The organism is Methylobacterium sp. Leaf117 (assembly GCF_001422985.1).
Taxonomy (GTDB): Bacteria; Pseudomonadota; Alphaproteobacteria; order Rhizobiales; family Beijerinckiaceae; genus Methylobacterium.
This window is the reverse complement of the sequence record NZ_LMNL01000023.1, coordinates 327,470-342,365: the sequence shown is the minus strand read 5'-3', so window position 1 is coordinate 342,365 and position 14,896 is coordinate 327,470. Positions and strand designations below refer to the sequence as shown.

Here is a 14,896-nt window from a genome sequence, read left to right as displayed (position 1 = left end):
GCTCATTGCGCCTCGGCCGGACGTTGCCGGCGGCGCTCGCGTTTCTGGCCTTCGGGCGCGACGGCATCCGCCTTGGCGGCATCGGGCTTGGCGCCCTCCGTCACCGGCGCGGCGGCCGGCATCGCGGCCCCATCGGCGGTGGGGCGATTGCCAGGCGCGCCGGTCCGAGTCTTGCCGGCCTCCTCGGTGATGCGCACGGGGGCGTTGTCACGCAGACGATCGGTGCCGTCGACGACCACGCGGTCGCCGACGCTCAAGCCCTCGGTGACCACCGTCCGCGGGCCGTCCGCCTCGCCGAGCTTGACCGGGCGGACCACCACCTTGTCGTCCCCCTGCAGCAGGTAGACGTAGGTGCCCGGGGTGCCGCGCAGGATCGCCGCGGTCGGAACGATGGGCGCGTCGCGCACGGTATCGACCACGAGCTTGGCGTTGACGAACTGATTGGGGAACAGCGCGTCGTCCTGATTCTCGAAGATCGCCCGCAGCTTCACCGTGCCCGTGGTGGTATCGATCTGGTTGTCCACGGTGTCGAGGACGCCGGTGGCGATGATGTTGGTGTCACCCCGGTCGTAGGCCGTGACGGCGAGCTTGGCGCCGGAGCGCACGCGGCGCATCACCCGCGCGACGTCGTCCTCCGGCAGGGTGAAGACCACCGAGATCGGGTGGAGCTGGGTCACCACCACGATGCTGGTCGAGGCAGCCGTGATGTAGTTGCCCTGATCGATCTGGCGCAGGCCGACGCGACCCTCCACCGGCGAGACGATGCGGGTGTAGGTGATGTTGAGCTTCTGCTGGTCGACGAGGGCCTGGTCGGCCGCCACCGTGCCCTCGTTCTGCTTGACGAGGGCGCCTTGCGTGTCGACGTTCTGTTTCGAGATCGAATCCTGTTGAGAGAGCCGCTGGAAGCGGGCGAGATCGAGCTTCGAATTCTGCAGCAGCGCCTGATCCCGCATCAATTGGCCCTGGTACTGGGCGAGCTGAGCCTCGTAGGGGCGCGAATCGATCTGAGCGAGGAAATCGCCCTTCTTGACGGTTTGCCCCTCGCGAAAGCCGATCTCCGTGAGATAGCCGCTGATCTGCGAGCGCACCGTGACGGTGGCGAGCGGCGTCACCGTGCCGAGGCCCGCCAGCACGATCGGGACGTCGCCGGGCGCGACCGTAGCGATGCCGACCGCCTGGGGCGGCTCTGCGTGGCCGCCGCGTCCACCCGAACCCTTGCCGCGCCCGGGCGCGGTAGCGACCTGAGTCTCCGACTTCGGAGCGAGGTAGAAGCGATATCCGGCATAGCCGGCGCCTGCCAGGATCAGGAGCAGGATGAACCAGAAGCGAGCCCGGCTGCGGCGCCCGACGGGCGGTGCAACGGGCGTCTCCCGCGGGCGCGCGTCGCCAGGCAGCGTTCCCGGGTACTCGCGCGCTGTCTCGGTGCGGATGGGCGAGGTTTCGTTCATGGCGTGACGATCATGGCCTGACGATCATGGCGTGTTGCAGCCGGCGTTGCGAGCGGGAGATTCGGCGGACTCTCACGAGACATGCGAATTCGACCACCAGTCCATTCGGAACCGCCGGCCCGCTCGTGCGGAGACAGCAACCACGGATGCTCCGGGTCGACGTCAGATAAGACCGGCGCGCGCCCCGGGCCAGGATCGGGCAACGTCGCACCCGGCTCGCACCACGGGCCGGTGCGGGACGTCTTCCGAGCAGGGATACGGAATTCGTTGCCCCGGCCGGTCCCACGTCATCATGGCAGTCGCGACACGGCATGCGACGGGTTCTAGGAGACCAATACGACGCCAGTACGGCCTTCGCGTTTCCACGATATTGCTGGCGCGCCGGTCTTCAACGAGGGCCCGCAACGGGCGATCGAACATCCGGCGGGCGAGAAGACGGGCGGGTTGGCAATTCCCCGCAAGGTGAGTCTCAAGTCGACACGAAAGAGGCCGTCGCTGGGGTGAGCGACGGCCTCTTCTCGTAACGGACCGGAGCGGCAACGACACAAGCCCGGAACGAGGGGGCGAAGTCCCGTGCTGGCGATCGCCGCTCCAGCCGTGAACCGAAACCTAAGTGATGGGTGATGAAAGTCAACAATCGTCAGGTAGCGGTGAGCAGACCGGCGGGGAAGGCGTGCGGAGACGCACATTTCGTCCGGATGAACGAGCGTGCTACGCCTCCGGCTTCCGCGTCATTCCCGTTGTCTTCGAACCCAGCGTCTCATGAATCCCGTCCTTGCCGATCTGCCGACGACGATCTTCACCGTCATGTCGGGCCTCGCCCGGGACCTGAACGCGATCAATCTCGGCCAGGGCTTTCCCGACGACCCCGGCCCGGAGGATGTCCGCCGGAGCGCGGCCGAGGCGGTTCTGCACGGTGACAACCAGTATCCGCCGATGATGGGCCTGCCCGAGTTGCGCCGGGCGATCGCGGCCCATTACGCACATCACCAGGACCTCGATCTCGACCCGATGTCCGAGGTGATGGTGACCTCGGGTGCCACCGAGGCGATCGCGGCATCCCTGTTCGCCCTGATCGCGCCGGGCGACGAGGTGGTGCTGTTCGCTCCCCTCTATGACGCCTACCTGCCGCTGGTGCGCCGGGCCGGCGGAATCGCCCGGATCGTGCCGCTGCAGCCGCCGCATTTCCGGCTCGATGCGGCGGCCCTCGTGGAGGCCTTTTCGGACCGGACGAAGCTCGTCATCCTCAACAATCCGCTCAATCCCAGTGCGACGATCTTCGGGCGCGAGGATCTGGCGCTGCTCGCATCCTTCTGCACCCGGCACGACGTGATCGCGGTCTGCGACGAGGTCTGGGAGCATATCGTCTTCGACGGAGCGCGCCATATCCCCCTGATGGCGCTTCCCGGCATGCGCGACCGGACCATCAAGATCGGCTCGGCCGGCAAGATCTTCGGCCTCACGGGCTGGAAGGTCGGCTTCGTGATGGCGGCCGCCCCCCTCCTGCGCGTCGTCGCCAATGCCCACCAGTTCCTTACCTTCACGACGCCTCCGGCACTGCAGACGGCGGTGGCCTACGGCCTCTCCAAGGAGGACGCTTCCTTCGCGGCGATGCGCGCCCGCTTCGTGCGCTCCCGCGATCGCCTGACGGCAGGCTTGAGCGAACGCGGATTTCGTGTCCTGCCCTCCCACGGCACCTATTTCCTCAATGTGGACCTCGCGCCGCTCGGCCGCGACGACGACGTCGCGTTCTGCGACACGCTGGTACGCCAGCACGGTGTCGCCGCGATCCCGATCAGCGCGTTCTATCCCGATGCCTCGGTGCGCCATCTCGTCCGGCTGTGTTTCGCCAAAGCCGACGATGTCCTGGACCGGGCCCTCGACCGGCTCTCGGCCGTCGCGCGGCCTGCAGCCCGATGAAACGGTTCGTGCAGACGGCGCTTGCGGGCGTGCGACGCCGGGGCCACATCACCGTTCATGACAACGCCGCGCATCGCCCGGAGCCCGACCATGGACTTCACTCAGACCGCCGGTGCCACGACCCGCTTTCGCGCCAAGGCGGACGATCGGGAGGCGACGCTGCTGCGCCTGGAGGCGTTCGCGCACCTGATGGATTCCGCCTTCGTGATCCCGGGCCTCAACCGGCGCGTGGGCATCGACGCCCTGGTCGGACTGGTTCCCGTGGTCGGCGATGTGGCCGGGATGCTGCTGGCCTCCTACATCGTGGTGGAAGCGCGTCGCCTCGGGGCCCCGCGCTGGCTAATCGCCCGGATGGCGCTGAACATCGCGGCCGATGGAGCGCTCGGAGCGGTGCCCCTGGCCGGAGACCTGTTCGACGCGGCCTTCAAGGCCAATCGCCGCAACGTCCGCCTGCTGCGCCGCCATCTCGAGCGCCATGGCGGTCTGCGCCCGAACGAGATCGAGGGCACGGCGACGCGCATCGACGGCTGAGCGGCCTCTCGGTGAGCGGCAGCAAACGGGGCGCCCGATGAACGAGGTCGCGCGACCCGAGAGGACTCAGGCCGTCGCCCTGCCGCTGCCGCCCCGCGGTCTGTCGCCGCTCAATCGGCGACGGCTCGCCAATTTCCGACGCAATCGGCTTGGCTACTGGTCCTTCCTGATTTTCTCCGCCCTGTTCGTGACCAGCCTGTTTGCAGAGTTCATCGCGAACGATCGCCCTTTGGTGGTCTCCTACAAGGGCGAGATCCTGTTCCCGGTCCTGATCGACTATCCGGACGAGAAGTTCGGTGGGTTCTATGCCCGCCCGAACTACCGCTCGGCCGAGACCCGCAAGGAGATCGCCGATCACGGCTGGGCGATCTGGCCCCCGATCCCCTATTCCTACGACACCATCATCGACGGCTTGCCGACCCCCTCCCCGTCGCCGCCGACCTGGATGCTGACGGAGGCCCAGTGCCAGAATGTCGGGAAGTCGTGCTCCGAACTCGAGACGCACTGGCTCGGCACCGACAACACCACTCGCGACGTGCTGGCCCGCATCATCTACGGCTTTCGCATCTCGGTGCTGTTCGGGCTGATCCTGGCCCTGATCTCCTCGGCGATCGGCGTCGTTGCGGGAGCGGTCCAAGGTTATTTCGGCGGCTGGGTCGATCTGGCGCTGCAACGGTTCATCGAGGTGTGGAGCGGAATTCCGACCCTCTACCTCATCATCATCATCTCGGCCTTCATCGAGCCTGGCTTCTTCATCCTGCTGGGTATCCTGCTGTTGTTCTCGTGGGTGTCCCTCGTGGGCGTCGTGCGCGCGGAATTTCTGCGAGCCCGCAACTTCGAGTACGTTCGCGCCGCACGGGCCCTTGGGCTGTCGAACATCCGCATCATGAGCCGGCACCTGCTGCCCAACGCGATGGTGGCGACGCTGACCTTCCTGCCCTTCATCCTCAACGGATCAATCGGGACGCTGACGTCGCTCGACTTCCTCGGCTTCGGGCTCCCCCCCGGCTCTGCGTCGCTCGGAGAGTTGCTGGCGCAGGGCAAGGACAACATACAGGCGCCCTGGCTCGGCCTGACCGGCTTCTTCGTCGTGGCGGTGATGCTGAGCCTGCTGGTGTTCGCCGGCGAGGCCGTGCGGGATGCCTTCGACCCGCGGAAATCTTTCCGCTGAGATCTGCGCGTGGGCCGTCAGAGCGGGCGCTGGCGTCCGCCGTCGAGAAGCCAGTCCTTGGCGCGCAGGAGCAGGGCCGGGCGGACGCGGGCGACGTCGTCACCGTCGACCAACGGTGAGACAGACAGAGCGGCGAGATAGGCCTGCTCGCTTTGTCGGCAGGTCCGCAGCGCAGCATCCGCCGCGATGATGCGGCTGGCGATCGCGGCCTGGAGGGCAAAGTTTCGCTGCAGGCACGAACGCCACGCGGCATGGCGATCGGGCACGGCCGCACCATCCTGCGCCACGGCGGACGACATCATCAGGAGAAGCAGGAGCGCGGTGGGGCGGATCGTCATGAGGCGGGGCTTCCCGAACGGGCGCACCCTCGCGTGACCACGCTTAACCGCGAGTTAAAGGATCGCGTTGTCCACAATCCCGAACCGGGACCACTCAGCGGTTGGCGGTGGTGACTGGCGACATGGCCCGACCGAGGGACACCCAGGCGACGGTATCTTGGCTCTCACGCTTGATGAAGGTGTAGCCGGTCTGGCGCCAGGGCAGGATCGCACTCGTCTTGTTGTCGAGAATGATGTCGCCTCGGTCGGTGATGAGGGTGAGCACGGCGTGGCCCTCGCCCTTCTCGTCGATGACCACGGTCATCCGCATGGCGCGGCGCGGTAGGCCCATCTCGGCCAGGAGCTTGCGCTTGAGGAGTTGGAAATCCTCGCAGTCGCCGGAGCCGTCCTCGGCCAGGTCCCACCGGTCGGCGACATGGAGGTGATCCATGTCAGTGACGGCCACCAGAGACTTGTTCACCCGGCGGTTGACCGCGACGATGGCGCTCCAGACCGCCGCCGTCAGGGTGATCTGGGTCGGCTCGACGGTGTTTACGGCGCATTCGCCGGCATAGGTCGCGCAGAAATCGACCCAGGCGGCGATGGGACGGGTCTGGACACCGGCGCTGATGGCGCTCGGAACGGTCGGCAGCGAAGCCAGGGTCTGTGCACCGGCGCCGGAGCCGGCGAGCAGGCCGGCCAACAGGGTGGCGGCGCCGATGGCAGCACGGCGGACCGTCCGGGCCGAGAAACGCTGGGAAAACCCGTACCGCATGACCACCCTTGGCCTCGTTAAGCTTCTGTTAACGAATGTCCCACGGCCGGCGTTGCACGACAATCGGCGGGTTAAGAAAAGGTTAACGGTGTGGATGATGGGGGTAACGGCACCCTCGACCGGCGCCCCAACGGTTCGCGGTTGCGGTTCGCCGTCCGCGACAGGCCGGCGCATTCGGCTGAGATGAGCGAGCAAGTCGTCCGGGCAGAATCCCAGAGGCGACGCTTAGGGTCGGTCGGTGGCGGTTCCCAGTGGGAAACGCCACGGTCGCTTGTCACCGCGGGCCACGGCTCCATTTTCTCGACGGAGGGTGGTGGATCACGAAGACGAGGCTTCGACGATGGACCCAGATCACGCTGTTCGGGCCGGTCGCCAGCAGGTGGCGCCGCTCGCGCTCGCTGCGGTCCTCTCGGCCGGGCTCTCGATGCCCGTGTCGGCCCAGGACCTGCCCTACATCGACCCGGCGCGGGGCACCCTGTTGATCCATGGAAATTACTGCGGACCGGGCAATCGGAGTCCAAGGCCCCCGATCGACGCCCTCGATCTCGCCTGCATGCATCACGACATCTGTTCGCCGCCGCGCGGGGAAATCCCCACCTGTGCCTGCAACGACCGACTCCATCGCGAGGCCGAGGCGGTTTCGCTCGATGCGAGGCAGCTGCAAAGCCTGCGTGAGACGGCCGGTTTCGTCGCCGATACCGCCCTGGCATTGCCCTGCCAGCCGTGAAACGCTGCAGGTCCCGGACGTCTGCTCGGGCTAGGGCCGGTCTCGCTGATGCGGGACCGGCGCGGCTGTTTCGTCGTCAGGCCTGTGGCAGGTCCGGCGTGATCCCCAGATTGGCGAGTCCCTCGTCGAGGAGATCGCCCGCGTTGGGGATGCCCAGGATCTCGTGGGCGGCGCCCTCCCCGGCCGCTTCGCGCTCGCGGGCGAACCGGACCGCGTCGGCCCATTCCTCCGGCTCCATGTCGCCACGCCCGATGTAGAGAAGGGCGAGCAGGTCGGCGCGCTCGTCATCGTTGAGGGCGCCGATCATGGCGCTCAGCTCCTCTTCGGTCGCATCGTCGGTGCCGGACACGAGCACGTCGGTGGCGCCGTCATCGATGGGATTGGAACCGGAATCGGGGTCAGTCGGCCCTTCCTTCACATCGATGGCCCGAACCCGCAGGATGATCTCGGTGACCTTGTCGACGGCGATGTCCATGAAAGCAGTCCTGTTTCGGCGGTCGCCGGCAGCGGCGGCCTTGAGCAGCGACAACGGGCCAAGCTCGATCCGGTTCGCGTGGTCGTATCCAGGGTCGCTCCGATGACGCGCTGGATCGGCGGCCTCGACGGCTGCCGCGGGGCTTGGGCCGGTGTCCTTCTCGATCTCGACGACCCGGCGCGCTACCGCGCCGCGCGTTTTGACCAAGTCGCCGACCTTCTCGACGCCCCCGAAGCGCCGCTTTGCGTCGGGATCGATATTCCGATCGGCCTGGACACCCACGTCGTCGCCGGCGGACGCGTTGCCGACCGGGCCGCCCGGGCCATGCTCGGATCGCGTCGCGCCAGCGTCTTTCCGGTGCCGGCCCGGTGCGCGGTCTACGCAGCGACCTACGCGGAGGCCAAGGCCCTGTCCCGCTCGAACAGCACGCCGCCCTTCGCGCCCTCGATCCAGTGCTGGAACATCCTGCCGTATATCCGTGAGGTCGATGCACTGCTCGATCGCCGGCCCGAACTGGGCATACGCCTGCACGAGGTCCATCCCGAGATCGCGTTCCGCCGGCTCAACGGCGGGCGGGGCCTGGCGGCTGGAAAGAAGGGACCGGGGCGCCAGCAGGGCTTGGCCGAACGTCGAGCCTTGCTGGCCACTGCGGGCCTTCCGGAAGGCCTGATCGCCGCCCGTCCGCCCGGTGTCGGTGCCGACGATCATCTCGACGCGCTGGCAGGCCTCGTCGTGGCCCGCGATCTTCTGGACAACCGGGCCATCCCCCTGCCCGATCCGCCAGGACGAGACGATCGCGATCTGCCGATCGTGATCTGGATGCCGGCCGTTCCAACGGGTACGCCCCTGGCTCCTTTGGATTTCCCTGGTAAAGCGGGAAAGGACAGCGAATAACCAAGGAGTTGATCGTGACGCAGGACTCCTCCGTGACGCCGAACCTTCCGGTTCGCGACATCGCCCGAGCCTTGGTGTTCGATCCCGATGACCGCCTTCTACTGATCGCGTACGAAGCGGTGCGCCCGATCGATCCCGCCGCGCCCGAGGCACGCACCTTCTGGTTCATGCCCGGCGGCGGGCTTGAGCCGGGTGAGACGCATGTCGAAGCCTGCCGGCGCGAGCTTTCGGAAGAGATTGGCCTGACCGATTCCGCGATCGGCCCCCAGGTCGCATCCTGCGATGGCCCGTTCCACCTGTTCAAGACCCCGCGCTTCGCACGCGAGCGCTACTTCGTCGTCCGCCTGCCCGATGCCACCGTGGACACGAGCCGCCTCGCCGAGACCGAGGACAATCCGGTGCTCGGAACCCGCTGGTGGACCCTCGACGAACTGGAATCCACCGCCGAGCGGATCGAACCGGCCGGCCTCGCGCAGGTCGCCCGGGACGTCGTCGCCGGGCGGATGCCGGCCCCTCCCGTTGCCCTTGCCTGGCAATCACCCTCATCCGGCACGCCCCATGAAGGCCAGCCCTCCACCGACACGCCAACAGAGGATTCCCGCATGTTCCCAGAGACGCTCAAATCCGGCTACCGCTCCTTCATTGACGGACGGCTCCCCGACGAAGCCAAGCGCTACGCCAAGCTGGCGCAGGGCCAGAGCCCGGAAGTGCTGATGATCAGCTGCTGTGACAGCCGCGTCTCGCCGGAAGTGATCTTCGATACCGGACCGGGCGAACTCTTCGTCATCCGCAACGTCGCCAACATCGTGCCGCCCTGCGAAACCGGCGGTGATTTTCACGGCACCTCTGCGGCGATCGAGTTCGCCGTGCAGGGGCTGGAGGTGAAGCACATCGTGGTGCTGGGGCATGCCAGCTGCGGCGGCATCAAAGCCTACGCCAACCCCTCGGCACCGCTTTCAAAGGGCGATTTCATCGGCAAGTGGGTGTCGCTCGTCGGTGCGGCCGCCGAGAAAGCCGGCGATCAGAGCGGGCCGGACTACCTGACCCGGCTCGAATACGCGATGGTCGCGCAGAGCCTCGAAAACCTGATGACCTTCCCGTTCGTGCGCAGTCGGGTGATGAGTGGGCGGCTGGCCCTGCACGGAGCCCATTTTGGCATCGCGCGCGGTGAATTGCTGCTGCGCGATCCGGATACCGGCGTCTTCAAGCCCGCGATCGACCGCGAGGGGCGCAGCCTCAGCCCGACCTCGCTGATTGGCTGCTTCCAGTCCTGACAGGACCCGCCAGCCACCCTGGCGAATACGAAAAAAGACGTCGAGCCCCGGGGCTCGACGTCCTTTTTTTCCAGGTCATTCACCGGGAAACCGCGTCCCGGAGCTGAAGATCCGCTGGTTCAGCGGGCGCCCGGCAGGCGCTGGGCCATCTGGTAATGCGACTGCAGAACTGGAAGGGCCTGCTCGGCATGGGCGCGCAGAGCGGGGTTCGGGCCCGAGGCGGCGTAGGAACGGAGCATGCCGATCGTCATCTCGTGCGACTGGACCTGCATGCTACCGTAGAGACGGTCGAAGCGCGGGCCTGCCGGAGTCTGCGACAGCTCGGAGAGCATCGCCTGCTGCTGCGGGTTCGGTTGGACGAGGGTGGTCCCGGCTGTCGTATCGACGTCGCCGGTGAAGACACGGCTACCGGCGGCGGCACCGCGAGCCGCACCGCTTCCGATCCCCTCCACGCCCCCGACCGGTCCGCCGCTCAGGGTACCGCCGACCACACCGGTCGCAATGCCGGTCGCCGCACCGACGGCACCACCGGCCACGGCGAGCGGTGCCGTGACCAGACCGCCAAGCCCCTCGTTGCTGCGGGCGGCCGCGTAATTGCCTTCGCCGCCGGCCAGCGCCACGTTGGCGGCGCGGTGATCGCGGATCGCCTCGCGGGCGAAGCGCAGAACCTGCGGATTCCGGCTCTTGTTGAGTGCGATCTGGCTCGACTGAATCTCGAAGGCGTTGGCCTGCATGGCCTCCATGCGGAAGTCACCCTGCATACCCTGCGCGAAGGCCGGTGCGGACAGAGCAGCCATGACAGCCGTGAGAGCGAAAGTCTTCTTGATCATGCGTTCCTCAATGCGAACAGTCAGAAGCGGCAGCACACACTACGAATTGTATAAGCATAGAGCAGCGCTGACCGGCTACGGTTGCTGGGCCAACGACCCAAGATGAATTCAGTTCCCGTCTCGAACTGGATTATTCGGCAGCTTCGCAAGCGAGGTCGATCTTCCCAACGGTCAAGCTTTTCGGCAAGTAAGCTTAAGATGCTCGGTTTTCCCGCCGGAGATGGGATCCCATGGAGAAAACCCTGTGTGGTCATGCCATCGGAGTTTTCCGAGATCGCGTTTCGCACTAGCCTAACGGGCATTCGTGCCGTTGCGAGAAAGGCTCCGCGATGAAGACCCTGCTCGTTCCCGTTGCCCTCCACGATGCCCTGCCCTCCGTCTTCGAGACCGCCATCCTGACCGCACGGCGGTTCGGCAGCCTCATCGAAGGCGTGTCCCTGCGCCCTGCCCTCGCGGAGTACGTCCCCGTCGACATGGTCGGGGGAATGACCTGGCTGCGCGACGAAGAGGCGGACAAGGTCGAGGCCGAGCGCGCCGGAAACCAGTTCATCGACTTCATGACCAAGGCCGGTGTTCCCCTGGCCCCCGAGGGTCCGTGCAATCCGGAGGTTCTGGCCGCCGGTCCACGCTATCGCTGGCGGGCCGACGTGCCGGCCGGCGACGGTTTTCTCGGCCAACATGCCCGCCTGTTCACCGCCACGGTGGTGGGTCGGCCCGGCACCGAGGACGGGGCTCCGCGGATGACCACCTTCGAGACCGCCCTGTTCGAGAGCGGTCGGCCCATCCTGCTGGCCCCTCCGATCGCCCCAGCCACCCTCGGGGATGCGATCCTGATCGCCTGGAACGGCTCGACCGAGACCGCCCGGGCCGTCGCCTTCGCCATGCCGTTCCTCCGTCAGGCCCAGCGCATCCGCGTCATCAGCGTCGAGGGCGGCACGGTCCCGGGCCCGACAGCCGAGGACCTTGCGCGCGCCCTCGCGTGCGAGGGCATCTCCGCTGATTTCCGGGCCTACTCGGCCGGACGACGCACGCCGGGCGAGGTCTATCTCGCGGAGGCCGAAGCCTTCGGCTGCGATCTTCTGATCAAGGGGGCCTATACCCAGAGCCGGCTGCGCCAGATGATCTTCGGTGGCCCGACGAGCCATCTCCTGACGCACGCGGCCATTCCCATGCTGATGGCACACTGACGCATCCGGGTCGCGCGCAATTGACTTGCGCGCTGGACAAAGGGAAGGCAGCGTCTCCACCGCCGGCCGGTGCCGGTTGCCAGGAGTCTCTGCATGAAGTCGCTGACCGTCGCCCTCGCCCTGTCCGGCCTCGCTTTCAGTCTGCCGGTCCGAGCCGATTCGCCCGTGGTCCGTATCCGGGGCACGATCGAGGCGGTGGACGGCGCGAGCGTGACCATCAAGCCGCGCCTCGGCGCCCCCGTGCAGGTGAAGCTCGGCGACTCGCTCCGGGTCGCGACCGCCAACAGCGCCAAGATCGGCGACATTCAGCCGGACAGCTACATCGGGACCGCGGCCACGCCGCAGCCGGACGGCACCCTGAAGGCCCTCGAAGTCGCGGTCTTCGCACCGAGCATGCGTGGAACCGGTGACGGTCACTATCCGTGGGATCTCGAGAAGGAGAACACCATGACCAACGGCGCGGTGGGCGCCCTCTCGGGAACCACCGACCGGACGATCACGGTGACCTACAAGGGTGGCGAGAAGATTATCACGGTGCCGGAGGGCGTGCCGGTCGTGGCGCTTGCGCCTGGCGATGTCAGCAAGATCAAGCCGGGCGCCCGGGTCGTCGCCTTCACCAAGGCGGATGCCGGCGGCGTCGCGGTGGCGGACCGGATGATCGTCGGCGAGAACGGCACCGTTCCGCCGATGTAACCGGGGCTGCAGCTCGGTCGAAAGCCTCGCAGAAACCCGCAGCCGCCGGGTGGCGGCGGACGCAAAGCGTCCGCCCAAGATCAACCAGGGAAAACGCCATGATGAAGACGCTGCTGGCCGGCCTGACGCTCGGCCTCGCGCTTGCCGTCGCGCCAGCGCACGCCGCCGATGTGGTGCGCTATCGCGGCACGATCGAGTCCGTCGAGGGGTCGACGGTGACGATCAAGCCCCGGATGGGTGAGACCAAGACCGTGATCTTCGGAGACGACACCAAGATCCTGGCCGCCAGCACCGGCAAGCTGTCCGACATCAAGTCGGAGAGCTACATCGGTACCGCCGCCATCCCGCAGCCTGACGGCACCCAGAAGGCCCTGCAGGTCACGGTCTTCGCCTCGTCGCTCCGCGGGACCGCCGATGGCCACTATCCGTGGGATCTCGGCTCCAATTCGACCATGACCAACGGCGCCATCGGAAGCCTGTCCGGCACCGAGGGACGCACCCTGCTGGTCAAGTACCAGGGTGGCGAGAAGAAGGTGATGGTGCCGGAAGACGTGCCCGTGACCCTGGTCGATCCGGGCGAGAAGAGCATCGTGGTGCCGGGCGCCAAGGTCGTGGCCTTCACCAAGGCGGGCGCCGACGGCAAGCTCAATGCTGCCGTCCTGATCGTCGGCCGCAACGGCACCGTCCCGTCGATGTGATCGCTCCCTCGCCCCGCCGGCATCCCCCGGCGGGGTCGGCCCGAGATATTGGCCTAAGCTGCTGAGGTCCCGTTGACGATCGCCCCCGAAACACCCTCGCGCCTCGTGGTGATCCATCCCCTCGTGGTGCGGATCACTCATTGGATCAACGCGGCCGCGGTGTTCTGCATGCTGTTCAGCGGCTGGGCGATCTACAACGCGTCGCCGTTCTTCCCCTTCGTGTTTCCGAAATGGGCAACCCTTGGCGGCTGGCTCGGCGGCGCCCTCGCCTGGCACTTCGCCGCGATGTGGCTCTTCGCCCTGAACGGTCTGGCCTACATGGCCTACGGCGTCCTCGCCCGGCACTTCGCCACCACCTTCCTGCCCCTCAGCCCCGGCGCGGTCTGGCGCGACGCCCGGGCGGCCCTGCGGCTCCGACTGAGCCACCGGATCGGGCGCTACAACGCCGTCCAGCGACTCGCCTACCTGATCGCCATCGTGCTGGGCCTGCTCCTCGTCGCCTCCGGCTGCGCCCTGTGGAAGCCCGTACAGTGGCAGACCCTGGCGAACCTGTTCGGCGGGTACGAGTGGGCCCGGCGAGTCCATTTCGGCGCCATGGCGGGTCTTGGCGCCTTCATCCTCCTGCATCTTGCCCTCGTGGTGGTCGTGCCGAGCACGCTGCTGGCGATGATCACCGGTCGTGCCCGCATCTCCGAGGAAACCGTCCGCTGATGACCCGCGATCCCGATACCGCCGCCCGGCTGAAGGCCCTGCGCAGGGACATCGCCCCGGAACTCGCCAGTCTGGAGCGCCGCATGCTCCTGCGCGGCGGCCTCTCGGTTGGCGCCCTGACGCTCCTGTCCGGCTGCGACCTCTCCACGGGAAGCAACGGCACCCTGGCCGACCGGGTGCTCTGGGCCATGTCGCGGGCCAACGACCGGGTCCAGCAATGGCTGTTCGACCCGGCGACCCTGGCCCCCACCTACCCGGCCTCGATGATCGATACGCCGTTCCGCTTCAACGCCTATTACCCCCCGGACAACATTCCCGAGATCGACGAGGCGACCTGGACGCTCGAGGTTTCCGGCCTCGTCGCCGACAAGGCGCCCTGGACGCTGGCGAAGCTGCGGGCCCTACCGCAGGAGAGCCAGATCACCCGCCACATCTGCATCGAGGGCTGGAGCCAGATCGGCCAGTGGAGCGGCGTGCCGCTGCGGAGCTTCCTGGAGCGAAGCGGCGCCGACCTCACGGCGAAGTATGTCGGCTTCAAGTGCGCCGACCGCTATTACGGCAGCCTTGACATGCCGAGCGCCCTGCATCCGCAGACGATCCTGGCCCTCGACTTCGCCGGCCAGCCCCTGGCTCCCGAATATGGCTATCCGCTCCGCGTCCGGGTGCCGACGAAGCTCGGCTTCAAGAGTCCCAAGCACATCGCGGCGATCTTCGTCACCAACGACTATCCAGGCGGCTATTGGGAGGACCAGGGCTACAATTGGTTCAGCGGGATCTGACGGCGGCCCTCGCATCGGCCACGGTTCCGCTCTACACCGCAACGGCATGGATACCGACTTCGCCCTCGACCCGCAGCTTGCTGCCGACACCGTGCATGTGGGCGACCTCGCCCTCTGCAGCGTCCTCCTCATGGACGATGCCCGCTTTCCCTGGTTGATCCTGGTGCCGCGCCGGGCCGGCGCCAGCGAGATCACGGATCTCGCGCCCGAGGAGGCCCGCAGCCTGATGGACGAGATGCGGATCGCCACCGGGGTGATGCTGGCCCTGGCCAAGCCCGACAAGGTGAATGTCGCCGCCCTCGGCAACGTGGTGGCACAGTTGCATGTCCACGTGATCGGGCGCTTCCACTCCGATCCGGCCTGGCCGAAACCCATCTGGGGCATCGGCACCGCGACCCCCTACCCCCATCATGCCCGCGCCCAGATGATCGAGCGCATCGGCGCCCTGTTCGCGGCGGCCTGAAGC

The 14,896-nt window shown here is 67.4% G+C and carries 17 protein-coding genes and 1 pseudogene; 13 read left to right on the top strand and 5 right to left on the bottom strand.

The features are described 5' to 3' along the window. Positions 1–2: 2 nt before the first annotated feature. Positions 3–1,448: an MdtA/MuxA family multidrug efflux RND transporter periplasmic adaptor subunit gene (locus tag ASF57_RS13045; RefSeq protein ID WP_056483934.1), complete on the bottom strand. Its 1,446-nt coding sequence runs from the start codon at positions 1,446–1,448 to the stop codon at positions 3–5. Positions 1,449–2,210: 762 nt separating this feature from the next. Here ASF57_RS13045 and ASF57_RS13040 point away from each other — a divergent pair. The 3 genes from ASF57_RS13040 (at position 2,211) to ASF57_RS13030 (ending at position 5,070) form a co-directional block, all read left to right on the top strand. Beyond that, positions 2,211–3,368, top strand: coding sequence for an aminotransferase (locus tag ASF57_RS13040; protein WP_056483930.1), 1,158 nt, complete (start codon positions 2,211–2,213; stop codon positions 3,366–3,368). Positions 3,369–3,458: 90 nt separating this feature from the next. Beyond that, positions 3,459–3,899 carry a DUF4112 domain-containing protein gene (locus tag ASF57_RS13035; RefSeq protein ID WP_056179180.1) on the top strand — a complete coding sequence of 147 codons (441 nt, stop codon included), beginning with the start codon at positions 3,459–3,461 and terminating at the stop codon, positions 3,897–3,899. Between the two features lie 37 nt (positions 3,900–3,936). Beyond that, positions 3,937–5,070: an ABC transporter permease gene (locus ASF57_RS13030; RefSeq protein ID WP_056483926.1), complete on the top strand. Its 1,134-nt coding sequence runs from the start codon at positions 3,937–3,939 to the stop codon at positions 5,068–5,070. 17 nt (positions 5,071–5,087) lie between these two features. Here the strand turns inward: ASF57_RS13030 and ASF57_RS13025 are convergent, their stop codons facing one another. Both ASF57_RS13025 and ASF57_RS13020 read right to left on the bottom strand, forming a co-directional pair. Continuing rightward, a complete protein-coding gene (locus tag ASF57_RS13025; RefSeq protein WP_056179174.1) occupies positions 5,088–5,408 on the bottom strand; it encodes a hypothetical protein in 321 nt (106 codons plus the stop codon). 94 nt (positions 5,409–5,502) lie between these two features. Next, positions 5,503–6,162, bottom strand: coding sequence for a transglutaminase-like cysteine peptidase (locus ASF57_RS13020; RefSeq protein WP_056483923.1), 660 nt, complete (start codon positions 6,160–6,162; stop codon positions 5,503–5,505). Positions 6,163–6,502: 340 nt separating this feature from the next. Between ASF57_RS13020 and ASF57_RS13015 the strand changes: the two genes are divergently transcribed. Then, positions 6,503–6,889: a hypothetical protein gene (locus ASF57_RS13015; RefSeq protein ID WP_056483920.1), complete on the top strand. Its 387-nt coding sequence runs from the start codon at positions 6,503–6,505 to the stop codon at positions 6,887–6,889. A 76-nt stretch (positions 6,890–6,965) separates the two neighbouring features. On the opposite strand, the gene ASF57_RS13010 is transcribed toward ASF57_RS13015, so the two are convergent. After that, positions 6,966–7,364: a DUF3775 domain-containing protein gene (locus ASF57_RS13010; protein WP_056180025.1), complete on the bottom strand. Its 399-nt coding sequence runs from the start codon at positions 7,362–7,364 to the stop codon at positions 6,966–6,968. Between the two features lie 102 nt (positions 7,365–7,466). Here ASF57_RS13010 and ASF57_RS13005 point away from each other — a divergent pair, with 102 nt between their 5' ends. The 3 genes and pseudogenes from ASF57_RS13005 (at position 7,467) to ASF57_RS13000 (ending at position 9,532) form a co-directional block, all read left to right on the top strand. Beyond that, positions 7,467–8,258: a DUF429 domain-containing protein gene (locus ASF57_RS13005; protein WP_056483917.1), complete on the top strand. Its 792-nt coding sequence runs from the start codon at positions 7,467–7,469 to the stop codon at positions 8,256–8,258. A gap of 32 nt (positions 8,259–8,290) precedes the next feature. Next, positions 8,291–8,791 (top strand): annotated as a pseudogene (locus ASF57_RS24775) (NUDIX domain-containing protein); the annotation flags it as partial. A 69-nt stretch (positions 8,792–8,860) separates the two neighbouring features. Further along, positions 8,861–9,532 (top strand): carbonic anhydrase, encoded by a 672-nt coding sequence (locus ASF57_RS13000; protein WP_056484543.1) that lies wholly within the window; start codon positions 8,861–8,863, stop codon positions 9,530–9,532. Between the two features lie 119 nt (positions 9,533–9,651). Here ASF57_RS13000 and ASF57_RS12995 read toward each other — a convergent pair whose 3' ends face one another. Then, a complete protein-coding gene (locus tag ASF57_RS12995) occupies positions 9,652–10,362 on the bottom strand; it encodes a DUF4142 domain-containing protein (protein ID WP_056483914.1) in 711 nt (236 codons plus the stop codon). A 329-nt stretch (positions 10,363–10,691) separates the two neighbouring features. Between ASF57_RS12995 and ASF57_RS12990 the strand changes: the two genes are divergently transcribed. From ASF57_RS12990 to ASF57_RS12965, 6 genes are all read left to right on the top strand, one after another. Continuing rightward, positions 10,692–11,549, top strand: coding sequence for a universal stress protein (locus ASF57_RS12990; protein WP_056483910.1), 858 nt, complete (start codon positions 10,692–10,694; stop codon positions 11,547–11,549). A 93-nt stretch (positions 11,550–11,642) separates the two neighbouring features. Beyond that, on the top strand, positions 11,643–12,242 hold the full coding sequence (locus ASF57_RS12985; protein WP_056483906.1) for a hypothetical protein: 600 nt from the start codon (positions 11,643–11,645) through the stop codon (positions 12,240–12,242). A gap of 98 nt (positions 12,243–12,340) precedes the next feature. Then, a complete protein-coding gene (locus tag ASF57_RS12980) occupies positions 12,341–12,940 on the top strand; it encodes a hypothetical protein (RefSeq protein WP_056483902.1) in 600 nt (199 codons plus the stop codon). A gap of 72 nt (positions 12,941–13,012) precedes the next feature. Next, positions 13,013–13,651, top strand: coding sequence for a cytochrome b/b6 domain-containing protein (locus tag ASF57_RS12975; RefSeq protein ID WP_056483899.1), 639 nt, complete (start codon positions 13,013–13,015; stop codon positions 13,649–13,651). Next, the gene (locus ASF57_RS12970; RefSeq protein WP_056483896.1) at positions 13,651–14,430 is read left to right on the top strand and encodes a molybdopterin-dependent oxidoreductase; all 780 of its coding nucleotides are present in this window, start codon (positions 13,651–13,653) and stop codon (positions 14,428–14,430) included. Before ASF57_RS12975 ends, ASF57_RS12970 begins: the two co-directional genes overlap by 1 nt. Before the next feature lie 46 nt (positions 14,431–14,476). Then, positions 14,477–14,893 carry an HIT domain-containing protein gene (locus ASF57_RS12965; RefSeq protein ID WP_056483893.1) on the top strand — a complete coding sequence of 139 codons (417 nt, stop codon included), beginning with the start codon at positions 14,477–14,479 and terminating at the stop codon, positions 14,891–14,893. Positions 14,894–14,896 lie beyond the last annotated feature (3 nt).

What these genes read in the sequence shown, in the direction of transcription:
- ASF57_RS13045 (WP_056483934.1), bottom strand. Translation starts at nt 1,448, where the DNA reads ATGAACGAAACCTCGCCCATCCGCACCGAGACAGCGCGCGAGTACCCG.
- ASF57_RS13040 (WP_056483930.1), top strand. Translation starts at nt 2,211, where the DNA reads ATGAATCCCGTCCTTGCCGATCTGCCGACGACGATCTTCACCGTCATG.
- ASF57_RS13035 (WP_056179180.1), top strand. Translation starts at nt 3,459, where the DNA reads ATGGACTTCACTCAGACCGCCGGTGCCACGACCCGCTTTCGCGCCAAG.
- ASF57_RS13030 (WP_056483926.1), top strand. Translation starts at nt 3,937, where the DNA reads ATGAACGAGGTCGCGCGACCCGAGAGGACTCAGGCCGTCGCCCTGCCG.
- ASF57_RS13025 (WP_056179174.1), bottom strand. Translation starts at nt 5,408, where the DNA reads ATGACGATCCGCCCCACCGCGCTCCTGCTTCTCCTGATGATGTCGTCC.
- ASF57_RS13020 (WP_056483923.1), bottom strand. Translation starts at nt 6,162, where the DNA reads ATGCGGTACGGGTTTTCCCAGCGTTTCTCGGCCCGGACGGTCCGCCGT.
- ASF57_RS13015 (WP_056483920.1), top strand. Translation starts at nt 6,503, where the DNA reads ATGGACCCAGATCACGCTGTTCGGGCCGGTCGCCAGCAGGTGGCGCCG.
- ASF57_RS13010 (WP_056180025.1), bottom strand. Translation starts at nt 7,364, where the DNA reads ATGGACATCGCCGTCGACAAGGTCACCGAGATCATCCTGCGGGTTCGG.
- ASF57_RS13005 (WP_056483917.1), top strand. Translation starts at nt 7,467, where the DNA reads ATGACGCGCTGGATCGGCGGCCTCGACGGCTGCCGCGGGGCTTGGGCC.
- ASF57_RS13000 (WP_056484543.1), top strand. Translation starts at nt 8,861, where the DNA reads ATGTTCCCAGAGACGCTCAAATCCGGCTACCGCTCCTTCATTGACGGA.
- ASF57_RS12995 (WP_056483914.1), bottom strand. Translation starts at nt 10,362, where the DNA reads ATGATCAAGAAGACTTTCGCTCTCACGGCTGTCATGGCTGCTCTGTCC.
- ASF57_RS12990 (WP_056483910.1), top strand. Translation starts at nt 10,692, where the DNA reads ATGAAGACCCTGCTCGTTCCCGTTGCCCTCCACGATGCCCTGCCCTCC.
- ASF57_RS12985 (WP_056483906.1), top strand. Translation starts at nt 11,643, where the DNA reads ATGAAGTCGCTGACCGTCGCCCTCGCCCTGTCCGGCCTCGCTTTCAGT.
- ASF57_RS12980 (WP_056483902.1), top strand. Translation starts at nt 12,341, where the DNA reads ATGATGAAGACGCTGCTGGCCGGCCTGACGCTCGGCCTCGCGCTTGCC.
- ASF57_RS12970 (WP_056483896.1), top strand. Translation starts at nt 13,651, where the DNA reads ATGACCCGCGATCCCGATACCGCCGCCCGGCTGAAGGCCCTGCGCAGG.
- ASF57_RS12965 (WP_056483893.1), top strand. Translation starts at nt 14,477, where the DNA reads ATGGATACCGACTTCGCCCTCGACCCGCAGCTTGCTGCCGACACCGTG.